Origin of the sequence: Coralloluteibacterium stylophorae (assembly GCF_018122625.2) — a bacterium.
GTDB classification, from domain to species: Bacteria; Pseudomonadota; Gammaproteobacteria; order Xanthomonadales; family Xanthomonadaceae; genus Coralloluteibacterium; species Coralloluteibacterium stylophorae.
The window spans coordinates 15,980-30,740 of record NZ_JAGQFT020000012.1; the positions used below are offsets into that span (position 1 = coordinate 15,980).

The 14,761-nt window shown below is 68.5% G+C and carries 13 protein-coding genes and 1 pseudogene; 12 read left to right on the forward strand and 2 right to left on the reverse strand.

Annotation, left to right across the window (positions count from 1 at the left end):
* Positions 1–57 precede the first annotated feature (57 nt).
* The 4 genes from KB893_RS15605 (at position 58) to KB893_RS18725 (ending at position 5,238) form a co-directional block, all read left to right on the forward strand.
* Positions 58–1,728, forward strand: coding sequence for a glycoside hydrolase family 43 protein (locus tag KB893_RS15605; RefSeq protein WP_211926836.1), 1,671 nt, complete (start codon positions 58–60; stop codon positions 1,726–1,728).
* 21 nt (positions 1,729–1,749) lie between these two features.
* On the forward strand, positions 1,750–4,464 hold the full coding sequence (locus tag KB893_RS15610) for a glycoside hydrolase family 3 protein (protein ID WP_213173863.1): 2,715 nt from the start codon (positions 1,750–1,752) through the stop codon (positions 4,462–4,464).
* A gap of 298 nt (positions 4,465–4,762) precedes the next feature.
* Positions 4,763–5,035: a hypothetical protein gene (locus KB893_RS18720; protein WP_338026990.1), complete on the forward strand. Its 273-nt coding sequence runs from the start codon at positions 4,763–4,765 to the stop codon at positions 5,033–5,035.
* Positions 4,999–5,238 carry a type II toxin-antitoxin system RelE/ParE family toxin gene (locus tag KB893_RS18725; protein WP_338026988.1) on the forward strand — a complete coding sequence of 80 codons (240 nt, stop codon included), beginning with the start codon at positions 4,999–5,001 and terminating at the stop codon, positions 5,236–5,238. The genes KB893_RS18720 and KB893_RS18725 overlap by 37 nt, the downstream gene beginning before the upstream one ends.
* A gap of 624 nt (positions 5,239–5,862) precedes the next feature.
* Here the strand turns inward: KB893_RS18725 and KB893_RS15620 are convergent.
* A pseudogene (locus KB893_RS15620) lies at positions 5,863–7,524 on the reverse strand (type IV secretory system conjugative DNA transfer family protein); the annotation flags it as partial.
* Between the two features lie 97 nt (positions 7,525–7,621).
* Positions 7,622–8,194: a hypothetical protein gene (locus tag KB893_RS15625; protein WP_213173864.1), complete on the reverse strand. Its 573-nt coding sequence runs from the start codon at positions 8,192–8,194 to the stop codon at positions 7,622–7,624.
* A gap of 724 nt (positions 8,195–8,918) precedes the next feature.
* Between KB893_RS15625 and KB893_RS18820 the strand changes: the two genes are divergently transcribed.
* The 8 genes from KB893_RS18820 (at position 8,919) to KB893_RS15665 (ending at position 14,759) form a co-directional block, all read left to right on the forward strand.
* The gene (locus KB893_RS18820) at positions 8,919–9,149 is read left to right on the forward strand and encodes a hypothetical protein (protein ID WP_246505717.1); all 231 of its coding nucleotides are present in this window, start codon (positions 8,919–8,921) and stop codon (positions 9,147–9,149) included.
* 11 nt (positions 9,150–9,160) lie between these two features.
* Complete coding sequence (locus KB893_RS15635; RefSeq protein ID WP_211927976.1) at positions 9,161–10,069, forward strand: VirB8 family type IV secretion system protein; 909 nt, start codon at positions 9,161–9,163, stop codon at positions 10,067–10,069.
* A 17-nt stretch (positions 10,070–10,086) separates the two neighbouring features.
* Positions 10,087–10,839 (forward strand): TrbG/VirB9 family P-type conjugative transfer protein, encoded by a 753-nt coding sequence (locus KB893_RS15640; protein ID WP_246505722.1) that lies wholly within the window; start codon positions 10,087–10,089, stop codon positions 10,837–10,839.
* Positions 10,836–12,050 carry a TrbI/VirB10 family protein gene (locus KB893_RS18735; RefSeq protein WP_211927978.1) on the forward strand — a complete coding sequence of 405 codons (1,215 nt, stop codon included), beginning with the start codon at positions 10,836–10,838 and terminating at the stop codon, positions 12,048–12,050. Before KB893_RS15640 ends, KB893_RS18735 begins: the two co-directional genes overlap by 4 nt.
* Before the next feature lie 11 nt (positions 12,051–12,061).
* The gene (gene virB11 / locus KB893_RS15650; RefSeq protein ID WP_213173865.1) at positions 12,062–13,096 is read left to right on the forward strand and encodes a P-type DNA transfer ATPase VirB11; all 1,035 of its coding nucleotides are present in this window, start codon (positions 12,062–12,064) and stop codon (positions 13,094–13,096) included.
* A gap of 100 nt (positions 13,097–13,196) precedes the next feature.
* Positions 13,197–14,009, forward strand: a complete 813-nt coding sequence (locus KB893_RS18740) for a lytic transglycosylase domain-containing protein (RefSeq protein ID WP_377731433.1) — start codon at positions 13,197–13,199, stop codon at positions 14,007–14,009.
* A 77-nt stretch (positions 14,010–14,086) separates the two neighbouring features.
* Entirely contained in the window at positions 14,087–14,452 is a 366-nt protein-coding gene (locus tag KB893_RS15660; protein ID WP_213173867.1) for a TrbC/VirB2 family protein, read from the forward strand.
* Entirely contained in the window at positions 14,445–14,759 is a 315-nt protein-coding gene (locus KB893_RS15665) for a VirB3 family type IV secretion system protein (protein WP_211928256.1), read from the forward strand. The genes KB893_RS15660 and KB893_RS15665 overlap by 8 nt, the downstream gene beginning before the upstream one ends.
* Positions 14,760–14,761 lie beyond the last annotated feature (2 nt).

Below are 14,761 nucleotides of genomic sequence, written 5' to 3' on the forward strand. Positions count from 1 at the left end.
CGACGGGCCACGCATCGCACCGAAGCGCCGTCGCGGCTGAAGCCGTTCCTACGAGGCATGCGCGCCGCTGCGGCGGTGGCGCTGCTCGCGTTCGCCGCGCCCGCGCTGGCCGACGACGCCGCGCCGGTGTTCTTCGACTGGTTCGAATACACCGGCCGCGACGCCACCTTCGATACGCCGCTGCCCGCCGGCCACTACCGCAACCCGATCCTCGCCGGCTACTACCCCGACCCCAGCATCACCCGCGCCGGCGACCGCTACTACCTGGTCAACTCGAGCTTCGCCTATTTCCCCGGCATCCCGGTGTTCGAGAGCGCGGACCTGGTGCACTGGACCCCGCTCGGGCACGTGATCGAGCGGCCCGACCAGCTCGACTTCGACGGCCTGCGCATCTCGCGCGGCATCTTCGCCCCGGCCATCAGCCACCACGACGGCACCTTCTACGTGGTCACCACCGCGGTCGATGCCGGCGGCAACTTCATCAGCAGCGCAACCGACCCGGCGGGGCCGTGGTCGGACCCGGCGTGGCTGCCGGACATCGACGGCATCGACCCGTCGCTGTTCTTCGACGACGACGGTCGCGTCTACCTGCTCAACAACGGTCCTCCGGAGGGCGAGCCGCGCTACGAGGGCCACCGCGCGATCTGGATGCAGGAGCTCGACCTCGCCGCGCGCCGGCCCGTCGGTCCGCGGCGGGTGCTGCTCGACGGCGGCGTCGATCCGTCGGCCAATCCGATCTGGATCGAGGGCCCGCACATCTTCAGGCACGACGGCTGGTACTACCTGACCTGCGCCGAGGGCGGCACCGGCCCGCAGCATTCGCAGGTGGTGCTGCGCAGCCGCGAGGTCTGGGGCCCGTACGCGCCCTACGCGGACAACCCGGTCCTGACCCAGCGCGACTTGCCCGACGACCGCCCGGGGCCGATCGCCAACGCCGGCCACGCCGACTTCGTCGAGGCCGCCGACGGCAGCTGGTGGGCGACCTTCCTCGCCAGCCGCACCTACGGCGACGGGCACTACAACACCGGGCGCGAGACTTACCTGCTGCCGGTGACCTGGCGCGACGGCTGGCCGGTGATCCTGGAGCGCGGGCGCGCGATCCCGCAGGTGGTCGCCGGGCCGTCGATGCTGGCGCGCGAGGCCACGCAGGCGCCGCTCAGCGGCAACTTCACCTGGCGCGACGACTTCGACGGCCCCGCGCTCGACGGCACCTGGAGCTACGTGCGCGTGCCGAAGCGGCCGTGGGCGGATCTCGGCGTGCGGCCGGGCGAGCTCGCCATCCATCCGCTCGACGAGGGCCTGGACACCCTGCGCAACCCGTCCTTCCTCGCGCGTCGGCAGCAGCACCTCGCGTTTGAGGCCAGCACCGCGCTGACGGTGCCGGAGACGACGGACGTCGAGGCCGGCATCGCCGCGTACCAGAACGAGACGCACTGGGTCGCGCTGGCCGCACGCCGCACGCCCGACGGCATCGAGCTCACGCTGACCCGGCGCAGCGGCGCGACGACGACAACGGTCGCCCGTACCACGCTCCCGGCGGAAACCCGATCGCTGCGCCTGCGCATCGCCGGCGACGGCGGCGACTACGGCTTCGGCTATGCGGTGGGCGAGGGCGGCTGGCTATGGCTGCGCCAGGGCGTGGACGGCACCGTGCTCAGCACCAAGGTCGCCGGCGGTTTCGTCGGCACCACGCTCGGGCCCTACGCGCGCCGCATCGCACACGACTAGAACGACACCAGGGAGGCAACCATGGGCACCACGCGCATCACCCATCCGATCCTGCGGCGGGCGACGCTCGCCGTGCTGCTGCTCGGCGCACTGTCCGCGCAGGCGCAGGAGCGCGAGGCCGAACCCGCCTCGGCGCAGCCGGCCTATCGCGACACCAGCCTGGGCTTCGAGGAACGCGCCGCCGATCTCGTCTCGCGCATGACGCTGGAGGAGAAGGCCGCGCAGATGCAGAACGACGCGCCGGCGATCGAGCGCCTCGGCCTGCCGGCCTACGACTGGTGGAACGAGGCCCTGCACGGCGTCGCCCGCGCCGGCGGCGCGACGGTGTTCCCGCAGGCCATCGGCATGGCCGCGAGCTTCGACGTGCCGCTGATGGGCGAGGTCGCCACCGCGATCAGCGACGAGGCGCGCGCCAAGCACCACGAGTTCCTCCGCCGCGGCCAGCACGGCCGCTACCAGGGCCTGACCTTCTGGTCGCCGAACATCAACATCTTCCGCGACCCGCGCTGGGGCCGCGGCCAGGAGACCTACGGCGAGGACCCGTTCCTCACCGCGCGCATGGGCGTGACCTTCGTCGAGGGCCTGCAGGGCGACGACCCGACCTGGCGCAAGCTCGACGCCACCGCCAAGCACTTCGCCGTGCACAGCGGGCCGGAGGCGGACCGCCACCACTTCGACGTGCACCCCTCCGAGCGCGACCTGTGGGAGACCTACCTGCCGGCGTTCCAGACCCTGGTGCAGGAGGCCGACGTCGCCGCGGTGATGGGCGCCTACAACCGCGTCTACGGCGAGTCCGCCTCGGCCAGCGAATTCCTGCTGGAGGACATCCTGCGCGAGCGCTGGGGCTTCGACGGCTACGTGATGTCCGACTGCTGGGCGATCCGCGACATCTACACCACCCACGGCATCACCGACACGCCCGAGGAGGCCGCCGCGCTCGGGGTCAAGAACGGCACCGAGCTCAACTGCGGCAACACCTATGCCGCGCACCTGCCGGTGGCGGTGCGCAAGGGCCTGATCACCGAGGCCGAACTCGACGAGGCGCTGACCCGCCTGTTCGTCGCGCGCATGCGCCTGGGGATGTTCGACCCGCCGGAGCGGGTGCGCTGGGCGCAGACGCCGCATTCGGTGAACCAGTCGCCGCAGCACGACGCGCTCGCGCTGAAGATGGCGCAGGAGTCCATCGTCCTGCTGAAGAACGACGGCCTGCTGCCGCTGTCGCGCGACATGAAGCGCCTCGCCGTGGTCGGCCCGACCGCCGACGACACCATGGCCCTGCTCGGCAATTACTACGGCACGCCGGCCGCGCCGGTGACCGTGCTGGCCGGCATCCGCGCTGCGCTGCCCGAGACAGAGGTGGTCTACGCGCGCGGCACCGACCTGGTCGAGGGCCGCGACGACCCGTCCGCCACGCCGCTGATCGAGCCGCAGTTCCTGCGCCCGGAGCCCGGCTCCAGCGAGCGCGGCCTGCGCGGCGAATACTTCCGCGACCGCGACCTGCAGGGCGAGCCGGTGCTGGTGCGCGTCGATCCGCAGATCGCCTTCCGCTGGGACCGCGGCTCGCCGACCGACACCCTGATGGCGCGCGGCGAGGCCGGGCCCGACAACGCCGTGCCGGACGACGACTTCGCCATCCGCTGGAGCGGGCAGCTGCTACCGCCGGTGTCCGGGCGCTACCGCATCGAGGCCGCCGCCGACGACGGCATGCGCCTCTACGTCGACGGCAAGCTCGTGCTCAACCACTGGGAGGACGCCGAACGCCTGCGCGCCGACAGCGCGACGCTCGACCTGGAAGCCGGCCGCGCCTACGACATCCGGCTGGAGTACTACGACCACGAGCGCGATGCGGCCGTGCGCCTGGCCTGGGAGCAGCCGGGGGCGAAGCCGCCGTTCGAGGCCGCGCTCGATGCCGCACGCAATGCCGATGCCGTGGTCTTCGTCGGCGGCCTGACCGGCGACGTGGAAGGCGAGGAGATGAAGGTCGACTACCCCGGCTTCGCCGGCGGCGACCGCACCGACATCCGCCTGCCCGAGACCCAGCGCAAGCTGCTCGAGGCCCTGCACGCCACCGGCAAGCCGGTGGTGCTGGTGCTGACCACCGGCTCCGCGCTGGCGGTCGACTGGGCCAAGGCCAACCTGCCGGCGATCCTGGTCGCCTGGTATCCGGGCCAGCGCGGCGGCGACGCGGTCGCCGACGTCCTGTTCGGCGACGCCAACCCCGCCGGGCGCCTGCCGGTGACCTTCTACAGCGCCGACACCACGCTGCCGCCGTTCGACGACTACGCCATGGCCGGCCGCACCTACCGCTACTTCGAGGGCGAGCCGCTGTACGCCTTCGGCCACGGCCTGAGCTACACCCACTTCGACTACGCCGACCTGCGCATCGACCGCGAGCGCCTCGCCGCCGACGGCGAGGCCACGGTGAGCGTCGAGGTGCGCAACGCCGGCACGCGCGCCGGCGACGAGGTGGTGCAGCTCTACCTCCGCCCCGTCGACCCGCAGCGCGAGCGCGCCCGCCGCGAACTGCGCGGCTTCGAGCGCATCCACCTCGCCCCGGGCGAAACCCGCACCGTCAGCTTCCGCATCCGCCCCGACCGCGACCTGCGCCACTGGGACGCCGACGCCGACCGCTACGCCGTCGACCCGGGCGAGTACGAGATCGAAGTCGGCGCCTCCAGCGCGGATGTGCGGGTGAGCGGGACGATCGAGGTGGAGGGCGGCGCGGCGGGCGGGTGAGGCCTCTCGCCGCGGGAGTGAGCGTCACCTGCCCTGTGGAAGCAGGGCAGGCCCACCTGCTGCACGCGCAGACCGTCGTCGAGAGGTGGCGCAGGGACTGCAACGACGGGCGCGCGAAGAAGGCACTGGATGGTTGGTTCCGCGGCCTACGCGTGGCGACCGCATCCAGTACCATGACCCTTGGACTCCAGCTCAACCCGCACCGAAGGCGGGAACGTCGCCGGGACAGGCTGCCCCGTCCCCAGGACTCTTGACCCGGAGGACCAAGATGCAACCCATGCCAGCCCGGAGCGATGTCATGTCCGCCGCGTTCAAGCAACAAGCGCACGAGCTGATCGACGCATTGCCCGACACGGCGACGTGGGACGATCTGGCCGAGCGCATCGGGACGATCATCGACATCGAGGCTGGCCTGGTCGACAGCACCGCAGGCCGAGTGACCGACAATGCCGAGGTCCGGCGCGAGTTCGGCTTGCGAGGAGGGTCGCCTGGACCGATCGTGCCAAGGCACGCCCGGGCCAGATCCATCACTACATCGCTCAAGACAAGCCCATCGATGCGGAGCGGGTAATTGATCGGCTGACGCGCCGGGTTGCGCAGCTGGCCGAGCATCCACGCTCCGGCCGTGTAGTGGAGAAGTACCACCGCGAGGACCTGCGCGAGCTGATCGATGCGCCGTACCGGATCGTCTACCTGATTCTGGCGGATCGCATCGACATCCTGACCGTACGCGACAGCCGGCGCGTGTTGCCGAGACGGCTGGCCGATCTGTAGCGGCCAGTGGCACCGCTCAGCGGCTGCGCCGTTCAAGCCGAGGCCGACAAGTGGCGTTGCGTCCGGGACACGGCCCGTGGAGGCAGCAGCAACAGCCGGTGCTGGAGGAACGCCCTAGTTGAGCGGGAAAACTGCGCGGTCAGCGCTCCTGCTGCGCAGCGCGGTATGCATGGTTCGTCCGAAAGCAAGTGTTCCGACAGGTGCCGCCTCGAGTAGAGCCTCGATCTGGATTCGATCCGCAGCGACCAGGCGATCCGATCCGAAGTAGTGCTTTTCAAGAGAATGGATCATCGGCTGCCTACGTGAGGCGGCGTCCGGTCAGGGAGATGTGCCGGCGACACAGCTTTCTGCGGCGTGTCGTGCCACCTGTAGTGCGGCAATCTTGGCGGGATGGATGAGGCCGGACTGCGCCTGGCCGCCGCCCCGCCGGATCGCCTGCTGCGCCACGCCCACATCGTGCAATCACCGGCGACAGCCGCCGACTCGGAAACGGGCTGGGCGGGTGTGATCCGACTGCGCAGCGCTTGCTGCACGTCGGGCGGTCGGAGCTCAGTCCGCGGCAGCGGGCGAGAAGGGGGCGGGGTGCGAGCGGGACTGGACGAACTCAGTGCGCGGGTGAATGCGCTCCAGGTCCAGAGGCTTCACCTCCACCTTGGCCATGAGGCGCCCGGTGAAGTAGCGGTCCCTGTAGTAGCGGATCTTCCGGCACAGCACCGGGTGGGCCAGACCCTCGTAGATGACGATTTCCTTCTCCGGCCCCATCGCCTTGAGTTCCTGCGGCAGCATCAGGGCGCGCTTCTCGAGCACCTCGTTGTCCGACACGGATCTTCCCTGGCCATGCGAGCGGGTGCGGGCGCGCCTGCGGATCGTGGTGTAGCCCAGCATTTCCGAGTAGTCGTTCGCGTCCTGCTGCTCGCGCGGCGCATAGATGATCTGCAGCGCGTGGTTGGTGATGAGGGTGCGCGACAGCTCCTTGCCGTAGACGGCGTCGAGCTGTGCCATCGACTGGATGATGGGCAGCAGGCGCAGGTTATAGCCGGCCATGTAGGCGACCGCCTTGGCGATGATGTCGACGCGGCCGATCGACGTGAATTCGTCCATCAGGAGGAGGCACTGGTGCCGGAGCGAGGGGTCGTTCTGGGGCAGGGTCCTGGTGTTGACGTTGATCAGCTGGCTGAAGAACAGGTTCACGATCAGCCGGCTTTCGGCGAGCTTGTTCGGCTGGATGCCGACGTAGATGGTCATCCGCCTGCGCCGCACGTCCTCGAGCCGGAAGTCGTCGGCGCTGGTCGCGGCATCCAATATCGGATTGAGCCACGCGTTCAGCGGTTCCCGAAATGTGCCGATGATCGACGCGAAGGTGACGTCGGCCTGCGAGAGCAGACCTGAGAAGGCGGTGCGCGCCTGGCCGCCGAGGAAGGGCGCCTCGGTGAGTTTCTGTATGTAGGCCTTGAGCTCTGTCCCGTCGCCTGAGGCCAACCTGAGCACCTCGCCCAGCGTGGGACGGGGCGCGCCGGCGTCCGCGTCGGCGCGCTCGAACAGGTACAGGGCGAATCCGAGGAAGGCGTTGCGGGCCTGGCTGGTCCAGAACCTGTCCTTGTCGTCGCCGTCCGGATAGAGCATCGCCGCGATCGCCTGCAGGTCCGACACGCGGAGCGCGGGATCGTGCGACACGTAGGTCATCGGGTTCCAGCGGTGGGAGCGTCGATCCTCGGCGAAGGGGTTGAACAGGAAGACCTCGTGCCCGATCGATCGCCGCCAGCCGGAGGTCAGGTCGAAGTTCTCCTGCTTGATGTCGAGCACCACCACCGATTCCCGGTAATCGAGGAGATTCGGGATCACGACGCCCACGCCCTTGCCGGAGCGGGTCGGTGCGGCGAGGATCGCGAACTGCTGGCCCGACAGGCGCAGGAGCTTCCCGCGCGTCTGGCCGACCACGATGCCGTCGTCCCGATGCTTGAGGAAACCTGTCCTCATGAGGTCCACCATGCGCGCGAACCGTGCGCGTCCGTGGATGTTGCCGTCGCTCCGGAGCTTGAACAGGATGACCAGGAGCGACGCCCAGGTCAGGAGCACCAGACCGCAGCCGATCGCTCCCGCCGTCTTGATCCTCCAGGCGAAGGGTTGTACCTGGGGATGGTCGATGTTTCCGAGGTACCGGTAATAGGTGCCGAATTCGACGCTTCCCGCATCGAGCCCGAGCAGCAGCAGGGTCAGATAGCCGCAGAGAAACGCCGCAGCCACCGGAGACAGCGCAGTCAGCGCTGCCGCAGTCAATAGGTGGATGTTGTTCAAGGTGGATCCTTCCCCTTGGGTGTTGAGGGTCGCCGCGGGATTTGCGTTGCGCGCAGGCCGTGGCCTATGCGCCATCGGCATCCTGGGATCATTCCGTCGCCGCGGATTTGGTATGGATGAGGACATAATCCTCGTTCCTGGCCCAGCGCTGCTGGCCGTCTTCGAGTCTCATGCAGGGCTGGCCGTCGCAGGACGTGATCGATACGTCCTGCAGGGCTTCGAGAACCTGTGCCGAGACGTCGGCGCGTTCAGCCCTCTCCACGTTGACCCATGCCAGGTAGGCCGTACCCGCGACGACGAGGGCCGAGGCGGCGCAGAGGGTTGCCAGCGATTGCCAGCTGATAATGCGCATGCGCGCGCCGGCAGACGCCTGCTCGCGCTGAAGCCGGTCCGTCACTTGACCCAGACGATCGCCCGTCCGGGCGATGGCTTCGACGACCGCCGGGATCTCGCGGGCCAGGGCCTCGCCGATCGCCGCTCGCGCGGCGTCGGCGAGCTCCGCCTTGCCGGCGGTAAGGCTCCGACTCGCGCCCTCGGCGACCTGTCTGAGTTCCGCTGCCGCCGAGGCCTGATCGGAAACCGCCTTTTCGCACTGCCGCGTCAGATGGCCTGCGAGCAATGCGGCGCTGGCGACGAAATCATCCAAGCTCGAACGATCCATGTTCCACCTGCTTCCATGAGCCTCCGGTGCCATGGTGCCAGACTTCGTGAAACATGCGGCGAGTCACGCTGGCGGATCCGTTGCGCGCAGTACGTCACGCTTCCGGCGGCATCAGTAGATTTCCTACTTCTATTTGCCATCGTTACCTGCTTGCGGTGCGTCGCGAGCTCGGGCCCAGGGAAATCGATTATCCATGGGGTGCGTCGACCCGTTGACGCATCGTCGAGGCGCGGCTATGGTTTCCATCACGCTGCGACGCGTGGATGTCGTCGGCGCTTGCCGCAAATGGATTTCGCGGGAATGGAGTCGGAAAGCAGGGGGGTCGCAGGTGCTGGCCTGCCCGTTGTGAAGGCGCGCCAGTAATCGCGTCAGGGCTGCTGAAACTGATCGCTTCCTGTATCGGTCGAGGTGACGCCGAGCCGTGCAGGTTCTCGGCGATTCCGCGCGATGCGTCGTGTGCAAATACTCATGGATGGGTAGGCGAGTGGAAGGGAAGGGAATCTGTCGCGCCTCGTTGCGCACCAAGCTGCTGCTGCTGGCTGCCATCGCGGGTGGCGGTTGTGCGACGCCGGATGCGCCAGCTCCGAGGGGAGCCTGGCGGCCCGTAAATCGTCTTGCGGATGTACCGCAGGCCATCCCGCTCCGGCAGGCGTACGTGTACCAGGCGACTCCTGCGGACGGATCGCTGAGGGCGATGCTGTCCCGGTGGGCGGCGGATTCCCGCATGACGCTGTCCTACCTGCATCCGAACGACTACACGCTGTACCGGCCGGTCGCGCACATCCGTACGTCGAATCTCGTCGAAGCGGCGGCCGCGCTCTCCGAGGCCTACGCAGGGCAGGACGTCGCGGTCCTGGTGAAGCCCACGCAGATCGTGGTCGACCGCCGGAACGCCGCCGTGGAGGACGGTGCCGGGTCAGCCGAAGGCGAGGCGGTCGCCGCCTCGGCCGAGTGACGGAGCCGCCGATGTCCGCGAAGAAGAAGACGGATTCGCCTGCGATCGAGCGGGCGGTGGCGCAGGGCGTCAGCTTCGAGGTCACGCTCGCGGAGCGCGCAAGGCGGAGCGAGCGCCGGGCCTGGACCGTCGCGTGGAGCGCCGTTCTGATGTCGCTCCTGCTGGCAGGGGGCTACCTCCTGTTCCTGCCGCTGAAGGAGAAGGTGCCTTACCTGGTGATGGCCGATCCGTATACGGGTACCGCCTCGATCGCTCGCCTGACGGGAGACTTCCAGCAGCGCGACGTCACCACCGAAGAGGCCATCAACAAGAGCAACGTGGCGCAGTTCATCCTCGCCCGCGAATCCTACGATTCCGGCCTGATCGGCGAGCGCAACTGGCGCACGACGCTGTCGATGGCGGGCCCTGCGGTAGCTCCTGCCTACATGGCGCTGCACGCCGAGAGCAACTTCGAGCGCCCGTTCCGCATCTACGGCACGTCGCAGGCGGTGCATGTCCGCATCCTCAGCATCGTGCTGATCGGCGGCGGAGCAGGGCGTGCTCCGACCGGCGCAACCGTGCGCTTCCAGCGCAGCGTCTACGACAAGGGCCGCGGCCGCTCGGAGCCGCTGGACAGCAAGATCGCGACGATGGAGTTCGCCTACAACGCCGATCTCCGGCTGAGCGATCAGGACCGTCTGCTCAATCCGCTCGGATTCCGGGTGGTCAACTATCGCGTCGACAACGACTACGCACCCGCGCCGCCGCCCGTCCAGGAGTTCGGGCCGCCGTCTCCGCCGCAGGCGACTCCTGCTGCGGCCGCAGCCGCGACGCCGGCCGGCGGTGTGTCCTCGGTTCCGCGCGACGCCATGACGGGTTCCGACCTGCCGCCGCTTGCGGGGACGGGACCGGCAAGCGAACAGGGGGAGGCGCAGCGATGAATGCCGTCCGGCACGCGATGCTGCATGTCGCCCTCGCCGTCTTCTCGTGGGGCGCGGGTGGTCCGGCCGCAGCGCAGGTCGTCGAGGAATACGAGTACGAGGTCGACAGGATCTACCAGATCCGCACCGGTCTGGGGATCACCACCCAGATCGAGCTGAGCCCACACGAGGAGATCCTCGACTACAGCACCGGCTTCAGCAGTGGCTGGGACATCAGCCGCAGGGAGAACGTCTTCTACCTGAAGCCGAAGAACGTCGACGTCGATACGAACCTGCTGGTCCGGACCGCTGCGCACTCCTACATCTTCGAGCTCGAAGTAGTGGCGACCGACTGGCGCGCGCTGGACCAGGCCAAGGCTTCCGGCGTGCAGTACAAGGTCCGGCTCGTCTATCCGGAGGGCGCGATGTTCTCCGCCGAGGCGCCCGTGGCCGAAGAGGAGCCCGCGGCCGAGCTGAGTACCGAGGTCGAGCCGGACCGGGACTACTACTTCGGGTACGACTACTCGTACCACCGCAAGCAACCGCGCTGGCTGGTGCCGGCCACGGTCTACGACGATCGGCGCTTCACCTACATCCGGATGGGGGACAGGACGCGCTTTCCGAGCGGCAATTTCCCGGCGGTGTTCGCACGCGACAGCGAGGACGGGGAGGAGTTCATCGTCAACTCGACCGTCGAGGGGGACGTGATCGTGGTGCATGGAACCTATGCCTTCCTCGTCGTGCGTCATGGCGGCAACGCGGTCGGGCTGCGCAGGAGGCCGGAGCTGTGAGCCAGACGCCCTTCAACGAGCAGGACGAGTCGGCGCGCCCGTCGCCGCAGTCGCAGAATCCCTACGTGCGCCGCGAACCTCATGAGGCGCCGGAGCTCGATGCCGAAGCACCCTATCTTCGGGCCGACGACGTCCAGCGTCTGAACCGCAAGGCGTTGCTGTTCCTTGCCGCGATCGTGGTCGTCCTCGCGGCACTGGCCGCCTGGATCTTCTCCGGCGGACTGTCGCAGCCGAAAGCAGAGCCTCGGCGTCCAACGAGCGAGCGCGTGGTGATCCCCGCTGCCCCCCGCGATCTGCCGCAGCTTCCGCCGGAGCGCCCGCTCGCCCAGGCAGCCACGCCCCCCGAGCAACTGCCGCCCCTGCCGGTCATCGACGACGCGGGGCCGTCCATGGTTCCGGCCATGCCCGCCATGCCCGGAACGCAGCGTGATAGGGACCGGCGGCTCTCGCTACTCGAGCGGCGGATGCAGGATGCAAACGGCGTCGTTTCCGCGGCGAACGAGGGCGCGGCAGTGGCACCGGATGGAGCGGGAGGCGCAGGCTTCCCCGCCATGGCCGGCACCCAGGCACAGCTGCAGGGGCAGCAAGGTCCGCCCGGCGGGGTGACGAGCGTCCGGCCGCTCTACCGGCCCAGCACGCTGCTGCTGCGCGGCACCTACATCCGCTGCATCCTGCAGTCGCGGGTCATCTCGGATTTCCCGGGCTATACCTCCTGCCTCGTCACCGAGCCCGTCTATTCGGTGGACGGCAAGCGCCTGCTCCTGCCGCGCGGCTCGAAGGTGCAGGGCTCCTACGGGGCCGACGATATGATCGGCGACCGCGTGGCCATCGTCTGGGACCGCATCACCACGCCGACCGGCCTCGACATCAACATGCGCAGTCCAGGCGTGGACATGCTCGGATCGGCCGGCAACGCCGGCCACTACAGCGCACACTGGGGGCAGCGCATCGCCTCGTCGCTCCTCATCAGCATCGTGAGCGACGTCTTCAAGTATGCCGCCGCGGAAAGCGGGCCGCAGCAGACGTCGATCGCGAATGGCGCGGTCGTGCAGAACCCCTACGAGAGCAACACCGCGCGCACGCTGGAGCGGATCGCGAACGCTGCCGCCGACCAGGCCATGCGGCGCCCGCCGACGGCGACCATCAACCAGGGCACGATCGTGAACGTGTACGTCGCGCGCGACATCGACTTCTCGGCCGTGATCCGCTGAGCGTCGCTGCGATGAGCACCGAGCCCGCCATCCTCGCCAGGGTCTCCAACGAGTTCCTGGACTACCAGTACGAGATCCTCGGGATCCGCGAGCATATGCATGCGCCGGACGTGACCGAGATCTGCGTGAACCGGCCGGGCGAGCTGTACCTGGAGAGGCGCTCGGGTTGGCAGCGCGTGGACGTGCCATCGCTGAGCTTCGAACGCGCCCGCCAGTTCTGTACGGCCGTGGTCAACGAAAGCAATACCGGCCAGCGGATCACCGATGCCGATCCGATGGTGTCGCTGACATTTCCTACCGGTCAACGCGCGCAGTTCGTGATCCCGCCGGCCTGCGACGCAGGCAAGGTGTCCATCACCATCCGCCTGCCGGCCCGGTTCGGCAAGACCCTTGCGCAGTACGCGGACGACGGGTTCTTCAGCGACCTGCTCGAGCAGGCGCCGGAACTCAGCGAGCACGACCGGGAGCTCTGCGAGCTGCGAAGGCGGGGGGACTACGCGAACTTCTTCCAGAAGGCGGTCCAGTACCACAAGAACATCGTCGTTTCCGGCGCGACCGGCAGCGGAAAGACGACCTTCATGAAGGCGCTGGTCAACCACATCTCCGACCAGGAGCGTCTGGTGACGATAGAGGACGCGCGCGAACTGTTCCTGCAGCAGCCGAACGCGGTGCATCTGCTCTATTCCAAGGGCGGGCAGAGCGCGAGCAACACCAGTGCGAAGACCTGCATGGAAGCCTGCCTGCGCATGAAGCCCGATCGCATCATCCTCGCCGAGCTGCGCGGCGACGAGTCGTTCTACTTCATCCGCAACTGCGCATCGGGGCATCCGGGGTCGATCACGAGCTGCCATGCCGGCAGCACCTCGCAGACGTGGGACCAGCTCGCGCTCATGGTCAAGGCGTCGGCGGAAGGGTCGGGGCTCGAGTTCGACGTCATCAAGCGACTGCTGAAGCTCACCATCGACATCGTGGTGCACATCAAGGCGCACGCAGGCCGCCGGTTCATCACCGGCATCGACTTCGATCCCGCACGGGGGCTGGCGTGACCGGGAACCGCGCCCGCGTCCGGTCGGTGATCGGTCTCCACGTGGCAGGCGGTCGCGCGAGCGGGCGCGCCCCAGACAGGAGCATCGGATGCTGCCCGGCCTGGAACTGATGGCAGCGTGCGCCGACCTCGCCGTGCCGGCGGAGGTCATGCAGCACGTCGCGCGCGTCGAGTCGTCGTTCAACCCCTACGCCATCGGCGTCGTGGGCGGGCGCCTCGCGCGTCAGCCACGGAACCTGGGCGAGGCCGTGGCCACCGCCGAGATGCTCGAGCGCGAGGGCTACAACTTCTCGCTTGGCATCGCCCAGGTGAACCGCCACAACCTCGCACGCCAGGGGTTGAGCAGCTTCGAGGATGCGTTCGCAGTCTGTCCGAACGCCACGGCGGGCTCGCGGATCCTCGCCGAATGCTACGAGCGCGCCGGGCGCGACTGGAGCAGGGCCTTCAGCTGCTACTACTCCGGAGACTTCACCACGGGTTTCGATCACGGTTATGTACAGAAGGTCGTCGCGTCGTGGCGCGGCGCAGTGGAGCAGAGGCGGGCGGTCGCGATACCGGTCGCCAGGGCGGCGGGGGGCGTCTCCCGAAGGAGCGCCGTCTCGAGGACGGAGGCCGTTGCGCGCAGCCTGCCCCAACGGCGCAGCGAAGGGATGGGCAGGAGCCCGGACGGGAGCGAAGCCGCCGCGCCAGCAGGGCGTCAGGTCCAGGAGCGGCAGGACCTGTTCGACCAGGCACTGTCCGAGCCGGGCCTGCCGGTGGCTGTCGCAGCCGCATCCGACGCCGCTCCCGTGGTCGTGCAGCTCATGGACGCGGACGCCCAGGCGCAGCCCGCTCCGATATCCGCCGTCCCGGATGGTCCGGCACCCATTCCGCCGGAACCTCCGCCGGAGCAGGACGCCGCATTCGTCTTCTAGCTTTCCAGCTGTACCGCAGTTCCAGGCCCGGATGGGCCGCGTCCTACCAGCCGTTCCAACCAAGCAAGGGGCATCCCATGAAGCACACCAAGCGCACCTCCTCTCGCAGCACGTTCGCCAGCCGCGTGTCGGCACTCGCCGTGGCCGTTCCGTTGGCGGCACTTCCGATGCTCGCCGTGGCACAGGAAGTGACCAATAACGTCAACGAGTTCTTCGACAACATCACCGGACTGCTGGGCATCGCATCGGTCGCGATCGTGACGATCGCGGTGATCTTCTCCGGCTACCAGATCGCCTTCAATCACAAGCGCATCGGCGACGTCGCGCCCGTCCTGATCGGCGGATTCCTGATCGGCGCCGCCGCCCAGATCGCAGCCATGCTGCTGCCGGAGTCCGGCGCCACGGCGATGGTGGTCGTGGAGACCATGACCCGATATGCGTAAGAACGTGCTGTTCCGCGGCTGCACGCGACCGGCCATGTTCCTTGGGGTGCCTTACGTGCCCTTCGCGATCGCGGCCGGCGCATGCCTGCTGCTGACGTTCTACATCGACATGTTCTTCCTGGCCCTGTTGCCCGTCGTGCTCATGCTCATGCGTCAGATGGCACGGCGCGACGAGATGATCTTCCGGATGCTGGGCCTGCGTTGGCAGTTCCGCGCGAAGGTCCGGAACATCAGGCACCACAACGGCATGTGGGTGTTCACGCCCAACAGCTATCGCAGGGATCTGCAGCAGTCTACGGCGGATTGATC